Here is a 21,127-nt window from a genome sequence, read left to right on the forward strand (position 1 = left end):
CCCCGCGAGTCAAATGTATGTTGATGTTATTTCTCACCGTTGCCATGGTGCACATTGTGGCGCTTATGAGTCCCGGCCCCGATTTCTTTTTCGTCTCTCAGACTGCCGTTAGTCGTTCCCGTAAAGAAGCGATGATGGGGGTGTTGGGTATCACCTGTGGCGTAATGGTCTGGGCAGGGATCGCGCTGCTTGGCCTGCATTTGATTATCGAAAAAATGGCCTGGCTGCATACGCTGATTATGGTGGGCGGCGGCCTGTATCTTTGCTGGATGGGCTACCAGATGCTACGCGGAGCGCTGAAAAAAGAGGTTATTTCTGCCCCTGCGCCACAAGTCGAATTGGCGAAAAGCGGGCGTAGTTTCCTGAAAGGCTTACTGACCAATCTCGCAAACCCTAAAGCGATTATCTACTTTGGTTCGGTGTTCTCGCTGTTTGTCGGTGATAACGTCGGCACCACCGCGCGCTGGGGTATTTTCGCGTTGATTATTGTCGAAACGCTGGCGTGGTTTTCCGTCGTTGCCAGCCTGTTTGCTCTGCCGCAAATGCGCCGTGGTTATCAACGTCTGGCGAAGTGGATCGACGGTTTTGCCGGGGCGTTATTTGCCGGATTTGGCATCCATTTGATTATTTCGCGTTGATGACAGAGTAGGTCGGATAAGGCGTTTACGCCCCGACACGATTTTCATGAGTGCCTCGCCGATGCTAACGGTGCTCCTACCAGCATAAACAACGAGCCAAAAATCTTATTCAACGCCTTCATCTGTATCCATAATTGAGTGAAGTGGTCATGGTGTTGATTGCGCCAGAGCCTGGTGAGAGGCTTAAAAGGATTGATGTCAGCAGGTAAGCAAACCACCATTCAGGCGTCATGGGAGTTTCCCGAATTGTCCATTTTTGTGCCACAATACGCTACTGTCGCGACGTTGTGTCAGGCACGCTTAAAAAATGATTTTACGTGGTTTAAGAGGCAGATTACCCGATGTTTCAGCAGCAAAAAGAGTGGAAAACAAGAGAAAATGCATTCGCTGCTTTTACCATGGGACCACTGACTGACTTCTGGCACCAGCGAGATGAAGCAGAGTTTATCGGCGTTGATGACATTCCGGTACGTTTTGTCCGTTTTCGCGCGCCGCAACACGACCGGGTCGTCGTCATCTGTCCTGGACGTATTGAGAGTTACGTAAAGTATGCGGAACTGGCCTACGATCTGTTCCATCTGGGGTTTGATGTGTTGATCATCGACCATCGTGGACAGGGGCGTTCCGGTCGCCTGCTGGACGATCCACATCTCGGGCATGTGAACCAGTTTAATGATTATGTTGATGACCTGGCGGCGTTCTGGCAACAAGAGGTCCAGCCAGGTCCGTGGCGTAAACGCTATATACTGGCACATTCGATGGGCGGGGCGATCTCCACACTATTTTTGCAGCGTCATCCGGGCGTGTGCGATGCCATTGCGCTCACTGCGCCGATGTTCGGGATTGTGATTCGCATGCCATCATTTATGGCGCGGCAGATCCTCGACTGGGCGGATGCGCACCCACGTTTTCGAGATGGCTATGCTATGGGCACGGGTCGCTGGCGCGCGTTGCCGTTTTCTGTCAACGTACTTACCCATAGTCGGCAGCGATATCGGCGCAATTTACGCTTTTATGCCGATGACCCAACGATTCGCGTCGGCGGACCAACCTACCATTGGGTGCGCGAAAGTATTCTGGCCGGCGAACAGGTGTTAGCTGGCGCGGGTGATGACGCCACGCCAACGCTCCTCTTGCAGGCTGAAGAAGAGCGAGTGGTCGATAACCGTATGCACGACCGTTTTTGTGAACTCCGCGCTGCCGCGGGCCACCCTGTAGAAGGAGGGCGACCGCAGGTGATTAAAGGCGCATACCATGAGATCCTTTTTGAAAAGGACGCTATGCGCTCAGTCGCGCTCCACGCCATCGTTGAATTTTTCAACAGGCATAACTTACCCAGCGGAAACCGCTCTATAGAGGTTTAAATTTCTTATGTACCAGGTTGTTGCGTCTGATTTAGATGGCACGTTACTTTCCCCCGACCATACGCTATCTCCTTATGCCAAAGAAACCCTGAAACTGCTCACCGCGCGCGGTATCAACTTTGTGTTTGCGACCGGACGCCACCATGTCGATGTGGGCCAAATTCGCGATAATCTTGAGATTAAGTCTTACATGATTACCTCCAATGGCGCGCGCGTTCATGATCTGAATGGCAATTTGATTTTCGCCCATAACCTGGATCGTGATATTGCCAGCGACCTGTTTGGCGTGGTCAATGATAACCCTGACATCATTACTAATGTTTATCGCGACGATGAATGGTTTATGAACCGCCACCGCCCGGAAGAGATGCGCTTTTTCAAAGAAGCGGTGTTCAAATATGCCCTGTACGAGCCGGGATTACTGGAGCCGGAAGGCGTCAGCAAAGTGTTCTTCACCTGTGATTCCCATGAAAAACTGTTGCCGCTGGAGCAGGCGATCAACGCCCGCTGGGGTGACCGCGTTAACGTGAGTTTCTCCACCTTAACCTGTCTGGAAGTGATGGCGGGCGGTGTTTCAAAAGGCCATGCGCTGGAAGCGGTGGCGAAAAAACTGGGCTACAGCCTGAAGGACTGCATTGCCTTTGGCGATGGTATGAATGATGCCGAAATGCTGTCGATGGCGGGTAAAGGCTGCATTATGGGCAGCGCGCATCAGCGCCTGAAAGATCTGCATCCAGAACTGGAAGTGATTGGCACTAACGCCGAAGACGCGGTACCGCACTATCTGCGTAAGCTCTATTTATCGTAATCGTTCTCTATTTAGCCAGTTGTCAACCTGATACTTCGCTACAATGGATACTCGTTAATCAAAGAGTTTTCCATTGTGGCGCTACTTATCATCACCACGATTCTGTGGGCCTTCTCCTTTAGCTTTTATGGCGAGTACCTTGCGGGGCACGTCGATAGCTATTTTGCGGTGCTGGTGCGCGTTGGCCTGGCGGCGCTCGTTTTTCTGCCGTTCCTGCGTACCCGCGGCAACAGTCTGAAAACCATTGGCCTGTATATGCTGGTGGGTGCGATGCAGCTTGGCATTATGTATATGTTGAGTTTCCGCGCGTACCTTTATCTGACGGTTTCCGAGTTGCTGTTATTTACCGTCCTGACACCGCTCTATATCACGCTGATTTATGACATCATGAGTAAGCGCCGTCTGCGCTGGGGGTATGCTTTTAGCGCCTTGTTAGCGGTGATTGGCGCCGGGATTATCCGCTACGATCAGGTCACCGACCATTTCTGGACGGGTCTGCTGCTGGTGCAGCTTTCTAATATCAGTTTTGCCATTGGCATGGTGGGCTATAAACGCCTGATGGAAACCCGCCCGATGCCACAGCACAACGCCTTTGCGTGGTTCTATCTTGGCGCATTTCTGGTGGCGGTGATTGCATGGTTCTTGCTGGGAAATGCGCAGAAAATGCCGCAAACCACACTGCAATGGAGCATTCTGGTATTTCTTGGCGTGGTGGCTTCCGGGATTGGCTACTTTATGTGGAACTACGGCGCGACTCAGGTAGACGCCGGAACGCTGGGCATTATGAACAATATGCATGTTCCGGCGGGGCTGTTGGTTAATCTGGCAATCTGGCATCAACAGCCGCACTGGCCAACGTTTATGACAGGCGCGCTGGTGATCCTGACCTCACTGTGGGTTCATCGAAAGTGGGTCGCTCCGCGCTCTTCACAAACGGCAGATGGTCACAAGCGTGATTGCGCGCTGAGCGAATAAACGCTTCCGTAATCGGCTGACGCTGCTCGCCATCGCGTACGGCGGCGTACAGTCGGCTCCACAATCCCTCGCCCAGGGTTTTGGTGACCACCAGACCCTGGCGCTCAAAACTCTCTACTACCCAATGCGGCAGTGCGGCAATGCCCATCCGTGCGGCAACCATCTGGATCAACAATAAGGTGTTATCGACGCTTTTCAGCGACGGGCTAACGCCTGCTGGCTGAAGAAAATGCCGCCAGACGTCCAGTCGGCTACGCTGTACCGGATAAATCAACAGCGTCTCGCTGGCGAGATCTTCCGGCGTGATTCGCGTTTTCGCCGCCAGCGGATGATCAGGTGCTAACACCAGGCGGACTTCATAATCGAACATCGGTGAATAATGCAGGCCACTGCGCGGCAGAATATCAGAGGTCATCACCAGATCCAGCTCGCCCTGTTGCAACGCGGGCTGCGGGTCAAACGTCACGCCCGATTTAAAATCCATCTCCACCTGTGGCCAGTTCTTGTGGAAATTTTCTAACGCGGGCGTCAGCCACTGAATACAGCTATGGCACTCGATGGCAATGCGCAAGCGTGTCTGCTGTGGTTCATTGCAGGCTTGCAGTGCCTGACTGATTTGCGGCAGTACCTGGTTTGCCAGTTGCAACAGGATTTCTCCCTGCGGTGTAAAGCGTAGCGGCTGGCTTTTACGCACAAATAGCCGGAAGCCAAGGCGTTGTTCCAGATCGCTAAACTGGTGAGACAGGGCGGATTGCGTCTGATGCAATGTCGCCGCAGCGGCTGCGAGCGAGCCGCAGTTCCGCAACGCTTGTAGCGTTTTCAGGTGTTTTACTTCGATCATGAAAGTCCTTCACTTCGGCATGAATAATTTGCGCTTGAGGAATATACAGTAACTGGCAAATATGGATGTGTAAACATCTGGACGTCTAAATACCAAAAATTCCACAAGGGGCATATAATGACAATTCTTAATCACACCCTCGGTTTCCCTCGCGTTGGCCTGCGTCGCGAGCTGAAAAAAGCGCAAGAGAGTTATTGGGCGGGGAACTCCACGCGTGAAGAACTGCTGGCAGTAGGGCGTGAATTGCGTGCTCGTCACTGGGATCAACAAAAGCAGGCGGGTATCGACCTGCTGCCGGTGGGTGATTTTGCCTGGTACGATCATGTCCTGACCACCAGCCTGCTGCTGGGTAACGTTCCGGCGCGTCACCAGAACAAAGATGGTTCGGTAGATATCGACACCCTGTTCCGTATTGGTCGTGGACGTGCACCGACTGGCGAACCTGCGGCGGCAGCGGAAATGACCAAATGGTTTAACACCAACTATCACTACATGGTGCCGGAGTTCGTTAAAGGCCAACAGTTCAAACTGACCTGGACGCAGCTGTTGGAGGAAGTGGACGAGGCGCTGGCGCTGGGCCACAAGGTCAAGCCCGTGCTGCTGGGGCCGGTTACCTACCTGTGGCTGGGTAAAGTGAAAGGTGAACAGTTTGATCGCCTGAGCCTGCTGAACGACATTCTGCCGGTTTATCAGCAAGTGTTGGCAGAACTGGCAAAACGCGGCATTGAGTGGGTACAGATCGACGAACCGGCTCTGGTACTGGAACTGCCGCAGGCGTGGCTGGACGCATACAAACCCGCTTACGACGCCCTCCAGGGACAGGTGAAACTGCTGCTGACCACCTATTTTGAAGGCGTAACGCCAAATCTCGACACCATTACTGCGCTGCCTGTTCAGGGTCTGCATGTCGATCTCGTACATGGTAAAGATGACGTTGCTGAACTGCACAAGCGTCTGCCTTCTGACTGGCTGCTATCTGCTGGTCTTATCAATGGTCGTAACGTCTGGCGCGCCGATCTTACCGAGAAATATGTGCAAATTAAGGACATTGTCGGCAAACGTGATTTGTGGGTGGCATCTTCCTGCTCACTGCTGCACAGCCCCATCGACCTGAGCGTGGAAACGCGTCTTGATGCAGAAGTGAAAAGCTGGTTTGCCTTCGCCCTACAAAAATGCCATGAACTGGCACTGCTGCGCGATGCGCTGAACAGTGGTGACACGGCTGCTCTGGCAGAGTGGAGCGCCCCGATTCAGGCGCGTCGTCACTCTACCCGCGTCCATAATCCGGCAGTAGAAAAGCGTCTGGCAGCGATCACCGCGCAGGACAGTCAGCGTGCGAACGTTTATGAAGTGCGTGCTGAAGCCCAGCGTGCGCGTTTTAAACTGCCAGCCTGGCCGACCACCACGATTGGCTCTTTCCCGCAAACCACAGAAATCCGTACCCTGCGTCTGGATTTCAAAAAGGGTAATCTCGACGCCAACAACTATCGTACGGGCATTGCAGAACATATCAAGCAGGCCATTGTTGAGCAAGAACGTCTAGGTCTGGATGTGCTGGTGCATGGTGAGGCCGAGCGTAATGACATGGTGGAATACTTTGGCGAGCACCTGGATGGCTTTGTCTTTACGCAAAACGGTTGGGTACAGAGCTACGGTTCCCGCTGCGTGAAGCCACCGATTGTCATTGGTGACGTTAGCCGCCCGGCACCGATTACTGTGGAGTGGGCGAAGTATGCGCAATCGCTGACCGACAAACCGGTGAAAGGGATGCTGACTGGCCCGGTGACCATTCTCTGCTGGTCGTTCCCGCGTGAAGATGTCAGCCGTGAAACCATCGCCAAACAAATTGCGCTGGCGCTTCGTGATGAAGTGGCCGATCTGGAAGCGGCTGGAATTGGCATCATCCAGATTGATGAACCGGCGCTACGCGAAGGTTTACCGCTGCGTCGCAGCGACTGGGATGCCTATCTCCAGTGGGGCGTGGAGGCTTTCCGTATCAACGCTGCCGTAGCGAAAGATGACACGCAAATCCATACTCACATGTGTTACTGCGAGTTCAACGACATCATGGATTCTATTGCGGCGCTGGACGCAGACGTCATCACAATCGAAACCTCGCGTTCCGACATGGAGTTGCTGGAGTCGTTTGAAGAGTTTGATTATCCGAATGAAATTGGCCCTGGCGTCTATGACATTCACTCGCCGAACGTACCGAGTGTGGAATGGATTGAATCCCTGCTGAAGAAAGCAGCACAACGTATTCCGGCAGAGCGCCTGTGGGTCAACCCGGACTGCGGTCTGAAAACGCGCGGCTGGCCAGAAACCCGCGCGGCGCTGGCGAACATGGTGCAGGCGGCTCAGAATTTGCGTCGGGGGTAAATACAAATCGGGTGGTAACACCACCCGTGAGATTGCTGACAAACGCAAAACTGCCTGATGCGCTACGCTTATCAGGCCTACGAAGTTCCTGCAATATATTGAATTTGCGCATTTTTGTAGGCCGGATAAGGCGTTCACGCCGCATCCGGCATGAACAACGTGCACTTTGCAAACAATCTGTCGGGTGGCAACGCCACCCGTTTTTCTCATTACAGCGACTTCTTCCCACCATACTGCGTAAACCATTCCAGCATTCGCTGCCAGCCATCTTTCGCCGACTCGGCGTGATAGCTCGGGCGATAATCCGCATTGAACGCATGCCCGGCATCCGGGTAAACAATAATTTCTGCTTTCGCATTAGCAGCCCGCAGCGCCTGACGCATGGTTTCGACGCTCTCCTGCGGAATGCTGTTATCCTGACCGCCATATAAGCCAAGAACCGGCGCGTTAAGATCGGTTGCGATATCAACCGGTTGTTTCGGTGAGTTCAGCGACTTATCGCCTGTCAGCTTGCCGTACCACGCTACCGCCGCTTTCAGCTGTGGGTTGTGCGCGGCATACAGCCAGGTGATACGTCCACCCCAGCAAAATCCGGTGATCATTAAGCGATGAACATCGCCGCCGTTGCGTGACGCCCAACTGGCGACATGATCGAGATCGGCCAGCACTTGTGAGTCAGGCACTTTCGCCACCAGACTGCTTAGTAGTGTGGGGATATCGGCGAAATCATTCGGATCGCCTTCGCGGAAGTAAAGTTCTGGTGCGATAGCCAGATACCCCTCCAGCGCCAGACGGCGACAAATATCGCGGATATGTTCATGCACGCCAAAAATTTCTTGCACTACAATGACCACAGGCAGCGGGCCATCGCTTTGCTTTGGTCTGGCGTGGTAAGCAGGCATGTTATCCCCTTGTGAAGGGATAGAGGTGAAGCCTGCCACAATCGCGTCGTCCGGGGTCTGAACGATGGTCGAAGCGAGAGGTGATGCAGCAGGTGCAAATCCAGATTGTTGTGTTGTTGTCATGGGACTCTCCGTACCCTTATAAAAATTTGCGCAATGTTAACTATAGACAGCGTGCAACAATTCACATTGCCTCAAATGGTTCATCTTTTAAGCAGTGTTACTGAATTAAGAGTTAATTGTGTGATTTACGTCACTTTTGATGAGTAAATTTATGCAACACATTTGCATCATGGTGATGAGTGTCACGAAAAAATGTTAAATCCTTCGGTAAAGTGTCTTTTTGCTTCTTCTGACTAAACCGATTCACAGAGGAGTTGTATATGTCCAAGTCTGATGTTTTTCATCTCGGCCTCACTAAAAACGATTTACAAGGGGCTACGCTTGCCATCGTCCCTGGCGACCCGGATCGTGTGGAAAAGATCGCCGTGCTGATGGATAAGCCGGTTAAACTGGCATCTCACCGCGAATTCACCACCTGGCGCGCGGAGCTGGATGGTAAACCTGTTATCGTCTGCTCTACCGGTATCGGCGGCCCGTCTACTTCTATTGCTGTTGAAGAGCTGGCACAACTGGGCATTCGCACCTTCCTGCGTATCGGTACAACTGGCGCTATCCAGCCGCATATTAATGTTGGTGATGTACTGGTTACCACGGCGTCTGTTCGTCTGGATGGCGCGAGCCTGCACTTCGCACCGCTGGAGTTCCCGGCTGTTGCTGATTTTGAATGTACGACTGCGCTGGTCGAAGCCGCGAAATCTATTGGCGCAACCACTCACGTTGGCGTAACCGCCTCTTCTGATACCTTCTACCCAGGCCAGGAACGTTACGACACCTATTCCGGTCGCGTTGTGCGTCACTTTAAAGGTTCGATGGAAGAGTGGCAGGCAATGGGCGTGATGAACTATGAAATGGAATCTGCAACTCTGCTGACCATGTGTGCAAGTCAGGGCCTGCGCGCCGGTATGGTGGCGGGCGTTATCGTTAACCGCACCCAACAAGAGATCCCGAATGCTGAGACGATGAAACAAACCGAAAGCCATGCGGTGAAAATCGTAGTGGAAGCGGCGCGTCGTCTGCTGAAGTAAAAAACGCCCCCGACTTTGGGGAGCATTCAGATGGTTGATAACATGCGCTTTGTTCATGCCGGATGCGGCATGGACGCCTTATCCGGCCTACAAAAGTATGCAAATTCAATACATTGCATTTCTGTGGTAGGCCTGATAAGCGCAGCGCATCAGGCAATTTAGCGTTTGCCATCAGTCTCACATTTCCCAACATCAGGGAGCGATATCAATTACTGACGCCGTAAGCGCATAATTTTGCGGATTATTGGCGTCAGTAGCGTAAAGGCTGCCAGTGTCAGTAATGCCAGTGTGATCGGTCGGGTATACAGAAAGTCGAGTGACCCCCCTGAAAGCGACAACGCGCGGCGAAAATTACTTTCCGCCATTGGCCCCATAATCAATGCCAGTACTACGGGTGACGCCGGATATCCCCCTTTCTGCATGAAATAGCCCACTACGCCCGCAATCAGCATAATGCCGACATCAAACAGGCTATTGTTCAGTGCATAAGTCCCGACAACACAAAGCGCGAGAATCATCGGCGTGAGAATATTACCGGGAATTTTCACCACGTTGCCGATGACTTTCAAAGAGAGCAGTCCAAGAACCAGCAGCATGAAGTAACAGAAGATCATGCCGACAAACAGCGTATAAACCATATCGCCGTGGTCGGTAAACATCAGCGGGCCTGGTTGCATTCCCTGTAACGTTAACGCGCCCAGCATGATGGCGGTTACCGCATCGCCAGGGATCCCCAGCGTCAGCATAGGTAACAATGCGCCACCGGTGCAGCCATTCGCGCCTGCCTCACAGGAGGCCACAGCTTTAATTTCACCCTTACCAAAGTTTTCTGGTGTATTACTGAAACGACGTGTTTCGTTATAGGCAACAAAAGCTGCAATATCTGCCCCCGCACCGGGGATCATGCCGATAAAAACCCCTAATCCTGATGAGCGCAAAATGGTGAGTGCGATACGGCGTAGTGTTTGCCAGGGCAGTAGCAGACTGCCGATAACCACTTTCGCACCCTGACGAATTTGCTGATTTTGCTCCATAGAGCGGAATGCTTCTGAAGCCGCGAATAAACCAATCATCACTGGGATAAATGGCACATTCATCAGTTCCACAAATCCGTCCGTGAAGCGTGGAAAACCGCCCATTGGATCAAGGCCTATCGTTGCGATCAGCAATCCACCAACCCCGGCAATCAGCCCTTTAATCAACGACTCACCGGAAATACTGGCAATAATGCTCAGTCCGAAAGTTGCCAGGGCGAAAGACTCCGAGGCACTAAATTTCAACGCCCAACTTGCAAGTAGTGGAGAGAGAAACATCAACACGATAATGCTGATCGTTCCGCCACTAAAGGAAGAGAAGGTGGCAGTGCTCAATGCCAGCCCGGCTTTTCCCTGCTTCGTCAGTTCATAACCGTCAATTGCAGTGGCTGCTGCGGCAGGCGTTCCTGGAATTTTGAGCAAAATCGCAGTTATGGAACCGCCATATACGCCGCCAAAAAAGACGCCGCAAATCATCAACAAACCAGACACAGGCTCCATGCCGTAGGTGAAAGGCAGCAAAATCGCCACTCCCATGGTCGCTGTCAGACCGGGCAAGGCGCCAATCACAATGCCCAGCATCACCCCAAAAGTGGCAAACAGCAGCGCCTGAGGATGGCTGAACAGCGTCGATAAACCCTGAGCTAAAAGTTCACTTTCAAACATTGCTGGCCCCTGTTATTCGAAAAATGTGCCGACGGGTAAGGGAACCTGTAACGCTTCGACAAACAGCAACCAGAGGATCGCTGTCAACAGTAGCGCAATAACGGGTGTGAGTAGCCATCGTCTGTAGCCCATCAACGTCATAATGATGATGAGAAAAACAGGTGTGGTAATGAGATAACCGCAGTAACTCATCGCCACAATATAAAAAGCGGTTGTCGCAATTCCCGCTGTTGTTTTCCTGAATGCCGGTTTTTCCTGTGGGAGGAGAGGGGATTCAGATGTTGTCAGCATTGAATTACGTATCACCAACAAGATAGCGAGCACAATCAGGGCGCAGGCATAAAAGGTAGGGAAGGCGCTTGCACCGGGATCTGTTTCAATGGCGGTTGCTGGAAAATCAGCGGCATTAAAAATAACCGTTCCAGCAACCACACAAAGTAACAACGCCACCACCACGGTGGATGAGAGGCGTTTGCGGTGCGGCACGGCAAGTTGAGCAACAGACTGTTTTGTGTTCATCTACCGTACCTTGTGGTTATTTTTTCAGACCCAGGCGAGTCAGTAATTCATCAAAGTACTGTTCCTGAGCGCTGATTTGCGTCTGGAAGCTGGCACCGTCAAGCCATGCATAGTTGAGATTCAGCTTTTGCAGTGAATCCTGGAATGCGGGCTCTTCAGCCGTCTCTTTTGCTGCCTTCGATAGAACCTCAACAACATCTTGCGGTGTTTTTTGCGACACAATCAGGCCGCGCCAGGTGCCGATGGAGAGATCAACGCCTTTCTCTTTTAACGTCGGTACGTCAGGCATGGTTTTCACGCGTTCATCAGCCATCACCACCAATGTCTTAAGCTTGCCGCCCTTCACATGGTTGATAACTTCGCCAGGGCTAACAGCAACCGCTTCAATATGTCCGCCTAACAGACCTGTAATTGCAGGCGCTGCGCCGTCATAAGGGACATGAGAAAACTTCGCGCCCGTTTTGTCTTCCAGCGCAGCCGCCGCCAGATGCCAGATAGCCCCGGTGCCTGAGTTGCCAATGCGTACTTTTCCGGGATTCGCTTTGGCGTAAGTCATAAATTCGTCATAGCTATTCCACGGTGCGTCAGCACGGACGGTGATAGCCGCTGGATCAGCATTCAGACGGGCGATGGGTTTGAAGTCGCTGGTTTTAAAACGCACCATTCCGAGGCTGGGAAGGGTGGTCAGTTCAACCGTGCCTAAACCGATTTTGTATCCGTTAGGGCGGGCAGCCGCGATTTCACTCAGGCCGATAGCACCGCCGCCGCCAGGTTTATTGATAACCCCGACGCTGACAGGTAAATGGTTTTTGGCGGCATCAGCAAAGGCGCGAGCAACAAGGTCTGTACCGCCTCCGGCAGCATAGGGCACGATGAGTTCGATCTGTTTCGTTGGGTAGGAAGCAGCCTGTACAGGCGCAGTGCTGAGTGTAACGCCTGCAAGAAGTGCCAGAGCTGCTATTTTTTGGGGTAAGGTAAGATGCTTTATCATTATTTCATATCCTTATTTATCAGTTAGTTGTTATTCAAATTGTTCCATGTGTTCACAAACTGCACTGCATTTTCATAAACTTGCTCCGGCGTCATGCCGGGGCGATATAGCGCAGAACCGAGGCCAAAGCCGTTTGCGCCGTGGTTCAGGTAACGCGCCATTGTTTCCGGTGTGATACCGCCAACCGGTAACATCGGAATGGATTGAGGAATAACCGCACGCCAGGCTTTGGTGACTTCTGGCGTAATTTGTTCAGCCGGGAACAGCTTGATGGCATTGGCGCCATGTTCAATGGCAGCAAAAGCTTCGGTGGGCGTAGCGACACCTGGCGCACAATACATACCCAGTGCACGGGCGCGACGGATCACCGCAGTATCGCAATGTGGCATCACGATAATCTGGCCTCCTGCTTCTTTAACCGCGACCACCTGCTCTACCGAAAGCACAGTTCCGGCGCCAACCAGACCGTCCTTAGGCAGGGCGTCACGCAGTAAACTGATACTTTGCAACGGCTCCGGCGAGTTCATGGGGATCTCCATTAAACGAAATCCGGCGGCGTACAGCTTTTCGCCGATGGCGACAACCTCATCCGGTTTCACGCCGCGTAAAATGGCGACTAACCCGGTTTTTTGTAAAAGCGTATTAAATGGCATGGGTACATTCCCTGGCGTTGGTGATGAGTAGCCCGGCAGCGTGAGCGATTTGCCATAATCCCTGTTCAGTGGCATTAGGAATGGTGTGTAGCTGTCTGTCGGGAAAAATGTGGCTGAATGCTCGTGAATAGCGGCTGTTCAGAGTGGCGCTACCGATTAAGGCGATCGGTGTTGTGGCGGGTAAATCGCGCAGCAAACTGGATGCCAGGCCACATAATTCATGACCTATCAGTAACCCGGAAAGGTAATCGCCCTGTGAGGACGGTGTGAGATTATCGGTCAGCAGGCGCGAACGAGTCGAAAACAGTGTCGATAATAATCCGGTCTGATGATGTTCACGTGCAGCCTCCAACCCAAGAGCAAAGGCGTCCCAGTATGGTTCATCTCCTGGACGCATGGTGGCACCGAGAATCGAATGGCGGGATAAAACATCAAATAACTCGCCCGTCATAAAAGTTCGGAAATCGGTAATGGTGTTGTTTTCAATGATTGCCCATTTCGCATGTGTGCCAGGTAAGCCAATCAGCACCGGCACATTTTTACGAATAGCATCTTGCATGACCGGTTCTATTGCGATGGCACCGAAGATTTGCGTCTCTTCGCCACGCATTACTTCGGGCATTTCACCTTCTTTAATCACACCGGGAATGATGTGCAGCATTGTCTGCTGCTGGTGGATAACAGGCGTCAGCTGCTTTGCCAGACTATCGACAGTGACCGGGCAAGGTAAATAAGCCGCTGGTTGCCATCCTTGCGCACTGCCGATCATGCCGCAAGCCAGAACCTGGCATGGGGATTGCGCCAGCCAGTCGCCGCAGACACGTAAAAACGTATTGTGGAAAGCTTCCTCACGTGTTGCTGTCTGGGAAGGTAATTTCATGATCCCCCAGGGGAATTCACGTTTTTCTTGTGGATTTGGTGAGTCGCCAAAACGCCATGCACGAAGCGATGATGTTCCCCAGTCCAGGGCAATAAATGAGGGTGCTTCCGACATTAGTCGTTTCCTTTAGTCATGGTTTAATTATCTTTGCGGATGTGCTTACCCCAGCCCAGTTCAGCGGATATCTCTTCTGCACAGGATTTGACGTAAGGTGCCAGTTCTTCAAGACGTGTCAGGGACATATATGTGGTGGTACTGGCGACAGAAATGGCCGCCACAATTTCATCCCGGGCGTTGTAAATGGGGGCTGCAACGCAACGGATAGTCGGCTCATTCTCTTCCAGATCAAAAGCAAAACCACAGGCGGCATAACGGCGCATGTTTTGTATAAATGCGCCCAGTTTCGTTTCATCACCGCAAGTCAAAAACAACGTGCGCCACTCCTCTTCCGTTCGGTTGAGAATCAATGCTTTACCAATTCCCGTGATTGCCAGCGGCATGCGATGCCCGGGACGTGAGCGCATTTCTAACCCGCGCTGACTGTTGATCTTTTCCAGATAAAGTACTGCGTTGTCGTCAACGACCCCCAGATGCACCGTATCGAGGGTATAGCGAGCAAGACGCTGCAAAATGGGTTGCGCTACTTCATACAGTGAGGTGCTTTCCAGAGCACGGGCGCCGAATTCGATTAGTTTCGCGCCGAGTTGGTAGCCTTGCGTCGGGACATGACGCAGATAGCGTTGTTCTACCAGAACAGTGACTAAACGGTGGGTTGTACTACGGGTAGTTCCCGTAAACTCACCGATGCTTTTCAGGTCATGGCAGCCGTTATAAACAGCGTTGAGAACCTCCAGCCCACGTAATAACGTTTGTGCGCCGGTGGTATTTAGCGTGGTTTTTGCCATAAGTTTCTCCTGATGATGTTGCTGAAGTTTTCCACAGAATGAAGTACGGAAAAGGTGATTGTTCCCACAATATAAAATCAATCTCATATAGTGGGATTGGTTTGCGTAAATTAACGATCGTTTTGCGGAGCGCCTCGCAGGAAATGCCTTTCCAACTGGACGTTTGTACAGCACAATTCTATTTTGTGCGGGTAAGTTGTTGCGTCAGGAGGCTTTGTGGATTTCTCAATCATTGTTTATGCCATTATTGCGCTGGTTAGTGTGGCCATTGGCTGGCTGTTTGCCAGTTATCAGCATGCACAGCAAAAAGCCGAGCAATTAGCTGAACGTGAAGAGATGGTCGCGGAGTTAAGTGCGGCAAAACAACAAATTACCCAAAGTGAGCACTGGCGCACAGAGTGTGAATTGCTCAATAACGAAGTGCGTAGCCTACAAAGTATCAATACCTCTCTGGAGGCGGATCTGCGTGAAGTGACCACGCGGATGGAAGCTGCACAGCAACATGCTGACGATAAGATTCGCCAGATGATCAACAGCGAACAGCGGCTCAGTGAACAGTTTGAAAATCTCGCCAATCGAATTTTTGAGCACAGTAATCGTCGTGTTGATGAACAAAATCGTCAGAGTTTGAACAGCTTGCTATCGCCGCTACGGGAGCAACTGGATGGCTTTCGCCGCCAGGTACAGGACAGTTTTGGTAAAGAAGCACAAGAACGCCATACCCTGACTCACGAAATTCGTAATCTACAGCAACTCAACGCGCAAATGGCCCAGGAAGCGATCAACCTGACTCGCGCGCTGAAAGGCGATAATAAAACACAGGGGAACTGGGGCGAGGTGGTGTTAACGCGCGTGCTGGAGGCATCTGGCTTGCGTGAAGGGTATGAATATGAAACCCAGGTCAGCATAGAAAACGATGCGCGTTCGCGGATGCAGCCAGATGTTATCGTACGGTTGCCACAGGGGAAAGATGTGGTGATCGACGCCAAAATGACGTTGGTCGCGTATGAGCGCTACTTCAACGCGGAAGATGACTATACCCGCGAAAGCGCGCTGCAGGAGCATATCGCCTCGGTGCGTAATCACATTCGCTTGCTGGGACGCAAAGATTATCAACAGCTGCCGGGGCTGCGAACTCTGGATTACGTGCTGATGTTTATTCCTGTGGAACCGGCATTTCTACTGGCGCTGGACCGTCAGCCGGAGTTAATTACCGAGGCGTTAAAGAACAACATAATGCTGGTTAGTCCCACCACGCTGCTGGTGGCGTTGCGTACTATCGCCAACCTGTGGCGTTATGAGCATCAAAGCCGCAACGCTCAGCAAATCGCCGACCGCGCCAGCAAGCTGTACGACAAGATGCGTCTGTTTGTCGATGATATGTCTGCGATTGGTCAAAGCCTGGACAAAGCGCAGGATAACTATCGTCAGGCAATGAAAAAACTTTCTTCAGGTCGCGGAAATGTGCTGGCGCAGGCAGAAGCGTTTCGCGGTTTAGGGGTAGAAATTAAACGCGAGATTAATCCAGATTTGGCGGAACAAGCGGTGAGTCAGGATGAAGAATATCGACTGCGATCAGTTCCAGAGCAGCCGAATGATGAAGCTTATCAACGCGATGATGAATATAATCAGCAATCGAACTAGCCCATTAGGGGTAGTTGCACCGGGTAGAAATCTAGGGCAACGACGCCCAATCTGTTACACTTCTGGAACAATTTTTTGATGAGCAGGCATTGAGATGGTGGATAAGTCACAAGAAACGACGCACTTTGGTTTTCAGACCGTCGCGAAGGAACAAAAAGCGGATATGGTCGCCCATGTTTTCCATTCCGTGGCATCAAAATACGATGTCATGAATGATTTGATGTCATTTGGTATTCATCGTTTATGGAAGCGATTCACGATCGATTGTAGCGGCGTACGCCGTGGGCAGACCGTGCTGGATCTGGCTGGCGGTACTGGCGACCTGACAGCGAAATTCTCCCGTCTGGTCGGCGAAACTGGCAAAGTCGTGCTCGCTGATATCAATGAATCCATGCTCAAAATGGGTCGCGAGAAGCTGCGTAATATCGGTGTGATTGGCAATGTTGAGTATGTTCAGGCGAACGCTGAGGCGCTGCCGTTCCCGGATAACACCTTTGACTGCATCACTATTTCGTTTGGTCTGCGTAACGTCACCGACAAAGATAAAGCGCTACGTTCGATGTATCGCGTGCTGAAACCCGGCGGTCGTCTGTTGGTACTTGAGTTCTCGAAGCCGATTATCGAGCCGCTAAGTAAAGCCTATGATGCTTACTCCTTCCATGTGCTGCCGCGTATTGGTTCGCTGGTGGCGAACGACGCCGATAGCTACCGTTATCTGGCAGAATCTATCCGTATGCATCCCGATCAGGATACTTTGAAAGCCATGATGCAGGATGCCGGATTTGAAAGTGTCGACTATTACAACCTGACGGCAGGTGTTGTGGCGCTGCATCGTGGTTATAAGTTCTGACAGGAGTACGACTATGCCTTTTAAACCTTTAGTGACGGCAGGAATTGAACGTCTGCTCAACACCTTCCTGTATCGCTCACCCGCGCTGAAAACGGCCCGTTCGCGTCTGCTGGGTAAAGTGCTGCGCGTGGAGGTAAAAGGCTTTTCTACGTCGCTGATTTTGGTATTCAGTGAACGCCAGGTCGATGTGCTCGGTGAATGGGCGGGTGATGCTGATTGCACTGTGATCGCTTACGCCAGCGTGTTGCCGAAACTCCGCGATCGTCAGCAGCTTGCCGCGCTGATCCGTAGTGGCGAGCTGGAAGTGCAGGGCGATATTCAGGTCGTACAGAACTTCGTGGCGTTGGCTGATTTGGCTGAGTTTGATCCTGCGGAATTGCTGGCGCCTTATACCGGTGATATTGCTGCCGAAGGTATCAGCAAAGCGCTGCGTGGTGGTGCAAAGTTTCTATATCATGGCATTCAGCGCCAGCAACGTTATGCGGCGGAAGCGATTACTGAAGAGTGGCGTATGGCGCCGGGTCCGCTGGAAGTCGCCTGGTTTGCGGAAGAGACGGCTGCCGTTGAGCGTGCTGTAGATGCCCTGGCCAAACGGTTGGAAAAACTGGAGGCAGTTTAATGACGCCAGGTGAAGTACGGCGCCTGTATTTCATCATTCGCACTTTTTTAAGCTACGGACTTGATGAACTGATTCCTAAAATGCGTATCACCCTGCCGCTACGGTTGTGGCGATATTCATTATTCTGGATGCCGAATCGGCACAAAGACAAACCGTTAGGTGAACGGCTTCGGCTGGCGCTGCAAGAACTGGGTCCGGTATGGATCAAGTTCGGGCAGATGCTGTCGACGCGCCGTGACCTTTTCCCGCCGCATATTGCTGACCAACTGGCGCTCTTACAGGATAAAGTTGCGCCTTTTGATGGCGAACTGGCGAAGCAACAGATTGAAACTGCAATGGGTGGCCTGCCGGTGGAAGCGTGGTTTGACGATTTTGAAATCAAGCCGCTGGCGTCGGCCTCTATCGCTCAGGTTCATACCGCGCGATTGAAATCGAATGGCAAAGAGGTGGTGATTAAAGTCATCCGCCCGGATATTTTGCCGGTTATTAAAGCGGATCTGAAACTTATCTACCGCCTGGCCCGTTGGGTACCGCGTTTGCTGCCGGATGGTCGCCGTCTGCGTCCAACCGAAGTGGTGCGTGAGTATGAAAAAACGCTGATAGATGAACTGAATTTGCTGCGGGAATCTGCTAACGCCATTCAGCTTCGGCGCAATTTTGAAAATAGCCCGATGCTCTACATCCCGGAAGTTTACCCTGACTATTGCAGTGAAGGGATGATGGTGATGGAGCGTATTTACGGCATACCCGTTTCTGATGTCGCAGCCCTGGAGAAAAACGGCACCAACATGAAATTGCTGGCAGAACGCGGCGTGCAGGTGTTCTTTACTCAGGTTTTTCGTGACAGCTTTTTTCATGCCGATATGCACCCAGGCAACATTTTCGTAAGCTATGAACACCCGGAAAACCCGAAATATATCGGTATTGATTGCGGTATTGTCGGTTCGCTAAACAAAGAAGATAAACGCTATCTGGCAGAGAACTTTATCGCCTTCTTTAACCGTGACTACCGCAAAGTGGCAGAACTGCATGTCGATTCCGGCTGGGTTCCTCCAGATACTAACGTTGAAGAGTTCGAATTTGCCATTCGTACTGTCTGCGAGCCTATCTTTGAAAAACCGCTGGCCGAAATTTCGTTTGGACATGTGCTGTTAAATCTGTTTAATACGGCACGTCGCTTTAATATGGAAGTACAGCCGCAACTGGTGTTACTTCAGAAAACCCTGCTCTATGTTGAAGGGGTAGGACGGCAGCTTTATCCGCAGCTTGATTTATGGAAAACTGCAAAACCTTTCCTTGAGTCGTGGATTAAAGAGCAGGTCGGCATCCCCGCGCTGGTGAGGGCATTTAAGGAAAAAGCGCCATTCTGGATCGAAAAAATGCCAGAACTGCCTGAACTGGTTTATGACAGTTTGCGCCAGGGCAAGTATTTACAGCACAGTGTTGATAAGATTGCGCGCGAGTTACAGTCTAACCATGTGCGTCAGGGGCAATCCCGTTATTTATTGGGGATTGGGGCGACGTTAGTGTTAAGTGGCACATTCTTGCTGGTCAGCCGACCTGAATGGGGGCTGATGCCGGGTTGGTTAATGGCGGCTGGCCTGGTGGCCTGGTTTGTCGGCTGGCGCAAAATGCGCTGATTTTTTCATCGCTCAAGGCGGGCTGCATAACGTATAATGTGGCCTTATTCAATCATCATCTACCACAGAGGAACATGTATGGGTGGTATCAGTATTTGGCAGTTATTGATTATTGCCGTCATCGTTGTACTGCTTTTTGGCACCAAAAAGCTCGGCTCCATCGGTTCCGATCTTGGTGCGTCGATCAAAGGCTTTAAAAAAGCAATGAGCGATGATGAACCTAAGCAGGATAAAACCAGTCAGGATGCTGATTTTACTGCAAAAACTATCGCCGATAAGCAGGCGGACGTGAATCAGGAACAGGCTAAAACAGAAGACGCAAAGCGCCACGATAAAGAGCAGGTGTAATCCGTGTTTGATATCGGTTTTAGCGAACTGCTATTGGTATTCATTATCGGCCTCGTTGTTTTGGGGCCGCAACGACTGCCTGTGGCGGTAAAAACGGTAGCGGGCTGGATTCGTGCGTTGCGCTCACTGGCGACAACGGTGCAGAACGAACTGACCCAGGAGTTAAAACTCCAGGAGTTTCAGGACAGCCTGAAAAAGGTTGAAAAAGCGAGCCTGACTAACCTGACGCCAGAGCTGAAAGCGTCAATGGATGAACTGCGCCAGGCTGCGGAGTCGATGAAACGTTCTTACGTTGCGAATGATCCTGAAAAGGCAAGCGATGAAGCGCACACCATCCATAATCCGGTGGTGAAAGGCAATGAGTCTGCGCATGAGGGAGTAATCCCTGCTGCTGCCGAAACACAGGTTAGTTCGCCGGAACAAAAACCGGAGACTACGCCAGAACCGGTGGTAAAACCTGCTGCGGACGCTGAGCCGAAAACCGCTGCACCTTCCCCTTCGTCGAGTGATAAACCGTAAACATGTCTGTAGAAGATACTCAACCGCTTATCACGCATCTGATTGAGCTGCGTAAGCGTCTGCTGAACTGCATTATCGCGGTGATCGTGATATTCCTGTGTCTGGTCTATTTTGCCAATGACATCTATCACCTGGTCTCTGCGCCGTTGATTAAGCAGCTGCCGCAAGGTTCAACGATGATTGCCACTGACGTGGCGTCGCCGTTCTTTACGCCGATCAAGCTGACCTTTATGGTGTCGCTGATTTTGTCAGCGCCAGTGATTCTCTACCAGGTGTGGGCGTTTATTGCCCCCGCACTGTATAAGCACGAACGTCGCCTGGTGGTGCCGCTGCTGGTCTCCAGTTCTCTGCTATTTTATATCGGTATGGCGTTCGCCTATTTTGTGGTTTTTCCGTTGGCGTTTGGTTTTCTCGCCAATACCGCACCGGAAGGAGTACAGGTATCTACCGACATCGCCAGCTATTTAAGCTTCGTGATGGCGCTGTTTATGGCGTTCGGCGTTTCGTTCGAAGTGCCGGTGGCGATTGTACTTCTGTGCTGGATGGGGATTACCACACCAGAAGATTTGCGCAAAAAACGGCCGTATGTACTGGTCGGCGCATTCGTCGTCGGGATGTTGTTGACGCCGCCGGATGTCTTCTCGCAAACGCTGCTGGCAGTTCCGATGTATTTTCTGTTTGAAATCGGTGTTTTCTTCTCACGCTTTTACGTTGGTAAAGGTCGAAACCGGGAAGAAGAAAATGACGCTGAAGCAGAAAGCGAAAAAACTAAAGAATAAATTCAACCGCCCGTCAGGGCGGTTG

21 protein-coding genes and 1 pseudogene are annotated in these 21,127 nt (G+C 51.8%); 13 read left to right on the top strand and 9 right to left on the bottom strand.

Translation table 11 applies throughout. The annotated features are described in order from the left end of the window. Positions 1–17 precede the first annotated feature (17 nt). Entirely contained in the window at positions 18–638 is a 621-nt protein-coding gene (gene rhtC / locus PS053_RS14840; RefSeq protein ID WP_000928835.1) for a threonine export protein RhtC, read from the top strand. A gap of 121 nt (positions 639–759) precedes the next feature. On the opposite strand, the pseudogene rhtB reads toward rhtC, so the two are convergent. After that, a pseudogene (gene rhtB / locus PS053_RS14845) lies at positions 760–870 on the bottom strand (homoserine/homoserine lactone efflux protein); the annotation flags it as partial. A gap of 109 nt (positions 871–979) precedes the next feature. Here rhtB and pldB point away from each other — a divergent pair. The 3 genes from pldB (at position 980) to bioP (ending at position 3,785) form a co-directional block, all read left to right on the top strand. After that, complete coding sequence (gene pldB / locus PS053_RS14850) at positions 980–2,002, top strand: lysophospholipase L2 (protein ID WP_000487678.1); 1,023 nt, start codon at positions 980–982, stop codon at positions 2,000–2,002. Between the two features lie 7 nt (positions 2,003–2,009). After that, positions 2,010–2,810, top strand: a complete 801-nt coding sequence (gene yigL, locus PS053_RS14855; protein WP_000285367.1) for a sugar/pyridoxal phosphate phosphatase YigL — start codon at positions 2,010–2,012, stop codon at positions 2,808–2,810. 75 nt (positions 2,811–2,885) lie between these two features. Next, positions 2,886–3,785, top strand: coding sequence for a biotin transporter (bioP, locus tag PS053_RS14860; RefSeq protein ID WP_072252303.1), 900 nt, complete (start codon positions 2,886–2,888; stop codon positions 3,783–3,785). Here the strand turns inward: bioP and metR are convergent. Next, entirely contained in the window at positions 3,670–4,626 is a 957-nt protein-coding gene (gene metR, locus PS053_RS14865) for an HTH-type transcriptional regulator MetR (RefSeq protein ID WP_000573617.1), read from the bottom strand. The genes bioP and metR overlap by 116 nt on opposite strands. 117 nt (positions 4,627–4,743) lie before the next feature. Here metR and metE point away from each other — a divergent pair, with 117 nt between their 5' ends. Then, positions 4,744–7,005 (top strand): 5-methyltetrahydropteroyltriglutamate--homocysteine S-methyltransferase, encoded by a 2,262-nt coding sequence (metE, locus tag PS053_RS14870; RefSeq protein ID WP_256879341.1) that lies wholly within the window; start codon positions 4,744–4,746, stop codon positions 7,003–7,005. Positions 7,006–7,214: 209 nt separating this feature from the next. Here the strand turns inward: metE and PS053_RS14875 are convergent, their stop codons facing one another. After that, a complete protein-coding gene (locus PS053_RS14875; RefSeq protein ID WP_002460524.1) occupies positions 7,215–8,030 on the bottom strand; it encodes a dienelactone hydrolase family protein in 816 nt (271 codons plus the stop codon). A gap of 260 nt (positions 8,031–8,290) precedes the next feature. Between PS053_RS14875 and udp the strand changes: the two genes are divergently transcribed. Further along, positions 8,291–9,055 (top strand): uridine phosphorylase, encoded by a 765-nt coding sequence (gene udp, locus PS053_RS14880; protein ID WP_044710406.1) that lies wholly within the window; start codon positions 8,291–8,293, stop codon positions 9,053–9,055. A gap of 209 nt (positions 9,056–9,264) precedes the next feature. On the opposite strand, the gene PS053_RS14885 is transcribed toward udp, so the two are convergent. Genes PS053_RS14885 through PS053_RS14910 form a run of 6 tightly spaced genes read right to left on the bottom strand, consistent with a single transcriptional unit; the run spans position 9,265 to position 14,703 of the window. Beyond that, entirely contained in the window at positions 9,265–10,755 is a 1,491-nt protein-coding gene (locus PS053_RS14885) for a tripartite tricarboxylate transporter permease (protein WP_256879340.1), read from the bottom strand. Between the two features lie 12 nt (positions 10,756–10,767). Further along, positions 10,768–11,274: a tripartite tricarboxylate transporter TctB family protein gene (locus PS053_RS14890; protein WP_044710402.1), complete on the bottom strand. Its 507-nt coding sequence runs from the start codon at positions 11,272–11,274 to the stop codon at positions 10,768–10,770. 16 nt (positions 11,275–11,290) lie between these two features. Next, positions 11,291–12,265: a Bug family tripartite tricarboxylate transporter substrate binding protein gene (locus PS053_RS14895; RefSeq protein WP_044710401.1), complete on the bottom strand. Its 975-nt coding sequence runs from the start codon at positions 12,263–12,265 to the stop codon at positions 11,291–11,293. A gap of 23 nt (positions 12,266–12,288) precedes the next feature. Next, positions 12,289–12,918 carry a 2-dehydro-3-deoxy-6-phosphogalactonate aldolase gene (locus PS053_RS14900; RefSeq protein WP_059229049.1) on the bottom strand — a complete coding sequence of 210 codons (630 nt, stop codon included), beginning with the start codon at positions 12,916–12,918 and terminating at the stop codon, positions 12,289–12,291. Continuing rightward, positions 12,908–13,912, bottom strand: a complete 1,005-nt coding sequence (locus tag PS053_RS14905; protein ID WP_151401573.1) for a 2-dehydro-3-deoxygalactonokinase — start codon at positions 13,910–13,912, stop codon at positions 12,908–12,910. Before PS053_RS14905 ends, PS053_RS14900 begins: the two co-directional genes overlap by 11 nt. Positions 13,913–13,935: 23 nt before the next feature. Continuing rightward, entirely contained in the window at positions 13,936–14,703 is a 768-nt protein-coding gene (locus PS053_RS14910) for an IclR family transcriptional regulator (protein ID WP_151401572.1), read from the bottom strand. A 216-nt stretch (positions 14,704–14,919) separates the two neighbouring features. On the opposite strand from PS053_RS14910, the gene rmuC reads away from it, so the two are divergent. The 7 genes from rmuC (at position 14,920) to tatC (ending at position 21,102) form a co-directional block, all read left to right on the top strand. Continuing rightward, positions 14,920–16,347 carry a DNA recombination protein RmuC gene (gene rmuC, locus PS053_RS14915; protein WP_059215798.1) on the top strand — a complete coding sequence of 476 codons (1,428 nt, stop codon included), beginning with the start codon at positions 14,920–14,922 and terminating at the stop codon, positions 16,345–16,347. Between the two features lie 94 nt (positions 16,348–16,441). After that, positions 16,442–17,197 (top strand): bifunctional demethylmenaquinone methyltransferase/2-methoxy-6-polyprenyl-1,4-benzoquinol methylase UbiE, encoded by a 756-nt coding sequence (gene ubiE, locus PS053_RS14920; protein ID WP_000227958.1) that lies wholly within the window; start codon positions 16,442–16,444, stop codon positions 17,195–17,197. Between the two features lie 13 nt (positions 17,198–17,210). After that, the gene (gene ubiJ, locus PS053_RS14925) at positions 17,211–17,816 is read left to right on the top strand and encodes a ubiquinone biosynthesis protein UbiJ (protein ID WP_149450394.1); all 606 of its coding nucleotides are present in this window, start codon (positions 17,211–17,213) and stop codon (positions 17,814–17,816) included. Further along, positions 17,816–19,456, top strand: a complete 1,641-nt coding sequence (gene ubiB, locus PS053_RS14930; RefSeq protein WP_000187539.1) for a ubiquinone biosynthesis regulatory protein kinase UbiB — start codon at positions 17,816–17,818, stop codon at positions 19,454–19,456. Before ubiJ ends, ubiB begins: the two co-directional genes overlap by 1 nt. Positions 19,457–19,534: 78 nt before the next feature. Then, on the top strand, positions 19,535–19,804 hold the full coding sequence (gene tatA / locus PS053_RS14935) for a Sec-independent protein translocase subunit TatA (protein WP_000508967.1): 270 nt from the start codon (positions 19,535–19,537) through the stop codon (positions 19,802–19,804). Between the two features lie 3 nt (positions 19,805–19,807). Next, complete coding sequence (tatB, locus tag PS053_RS14940) at positions 19,808–20,323, top strand: Sec-independent protein translocase protein TatB (protein ID WP_000459602.1); 516 nt, start codon at positions 19,808–19,810, stop codon at positions 20,321–20,323. Between the two features lie 2 nt (positions 20,324–20,325). Then, positions 20,326–21,102 carry a Sec-independent protein translocase subunit TatC gene (gene tatC / locus PS053_RS14945; protein WP_000109948.1) on the top strand — a complete coding sequence of 259 codons (777 nt, stop codon included), beginning with the start codon at positions 20,326–20,328 and terminating at the stop codon, positions 21,100–21,102. Positions 21,103–21,127: the final 25 nt, after the last annotated feature.

The organism is Escherichia albertii (genome assembly GCF_028622335.1).
Taxonomy (GTDB): Bacteria; Pseudomonadota; Gammaproteobacteria; order Enterobacterales; family Enterobacteriaceae; genus Escherichia; species Escherichia albertii.

Coding starts and splice junctions, on each gene's coding strand:
- rhtC (WP_000928835.1), top strand. CDS start 18: ATGTTGATGTTATTTCTCACCGTTGCCATGGTGCACATTGTGGCGCTT.
- pldB (WP_000487678.1), top strand. CDS start 980: ATGTTTCAGCAGCAAAAAGAGTGGAAAACAAGAGAAAATGCATTCGCT.
- yigL (WP_000285367.1), top strand. CDS start 2,010: ATGTACCAGGTTGTTGCGTCTGATTTAGATGGCACGTTACTTTCCCCC.
- metR (WP_000573617.1), bottom strand. CDS start 4,626: ATGATCGAAGTAAAACACCTGAAAACGCTACAAGCGTTGCGGAACTGC.
- metE (WP_256879341.1), top strand. CDS start 4,744: ATGACAATTCTTAATCACACCCTCGGTTTCCCTCGCGTTGGCCTGCGT.
- PS053_RS14875 (WP_002460524.1), bottom strand. CDS start 8,030: ATGACAACAACACAACAATCTGGATTTGCACCTGCTGCATCACCTCTC.
- udp (WP_044710406.1), top strand. CDS start 8,291: ATGTCCAAGTCTGATGTTTTTCATCTCGGCCTCACTAAAAACGATTTA.
- PS053_RS14885 (WP_256879340.1), bottom strand. CDS start 10,755: ATGTTTGAAAGTGAACTTTTAGCTCAGGGTTTATCGACGCTGTTCAGC.
- PS053_RS14890 (WP_044710402.1), bottom strand. CDS start 11,274: ATGAACACAAAACAGTCTGTTGCTCAACTTGCCGTGCCGCACCGCAAA.
- PS053_RS14895 (WP_044710401.1), bottom strand. CDS start 12,265: ATGATAAAGCATCTTACCTTACCCCAAAAAATAGCAGCTCTGGCACTT.
- PS053_RS14900 (WP_059229049.1), bottom strand. CDS start 12,918: ATGCCATTTAATACGCTTTTACAAAAAACCGGGTTAGTCGCCATTTTA.
- PS053_RS14905 (WP_151401573.1), bottom strand. CDS start 13,912: ATGTCGGAAGCACCCTCATTTATTGCCCTGGACTGGGGAACATCATCG.
- PS053_RS14910 (WP_151401572.1), bottom strand. CDS start 14,703: ATGGCAAAAACCACGCTAAATACCACCGGCGCACAAACGTTATTACGT.
- ubiE (WP_000227958.1), top strand. CDS start 16,442: ATGGTGGATAAGTCACAAGAAACGACGCACTTTGGTTTTCAGACCGTC.
- ubiJ (WP_149450394.1), top strand. CDS start 17,211: ATGCCTTTTAAACCTTTAGTGACGGCAGGAATTGAACGTCTGCTCAAC.
- ubiB (WP_000187539.1), top strand. CDS start 17,816: ATGACGCCAGGTGAAGTACGGCGCCTGTATTTCATCATTCGCACTTTT.
- tatA (WP_000508967.1), top strand. CDS start 19,535: ATGGGTGGTATCAGTATTTGGCAGTTATTGATTATTGCCGTCATCGTT.
- tatC (WP_000109948.1), top strand. CDS start 20,326: ATGTCTGTAGAAGATACTCAACCGCTTATCACGCATCTGATTGAGCTG.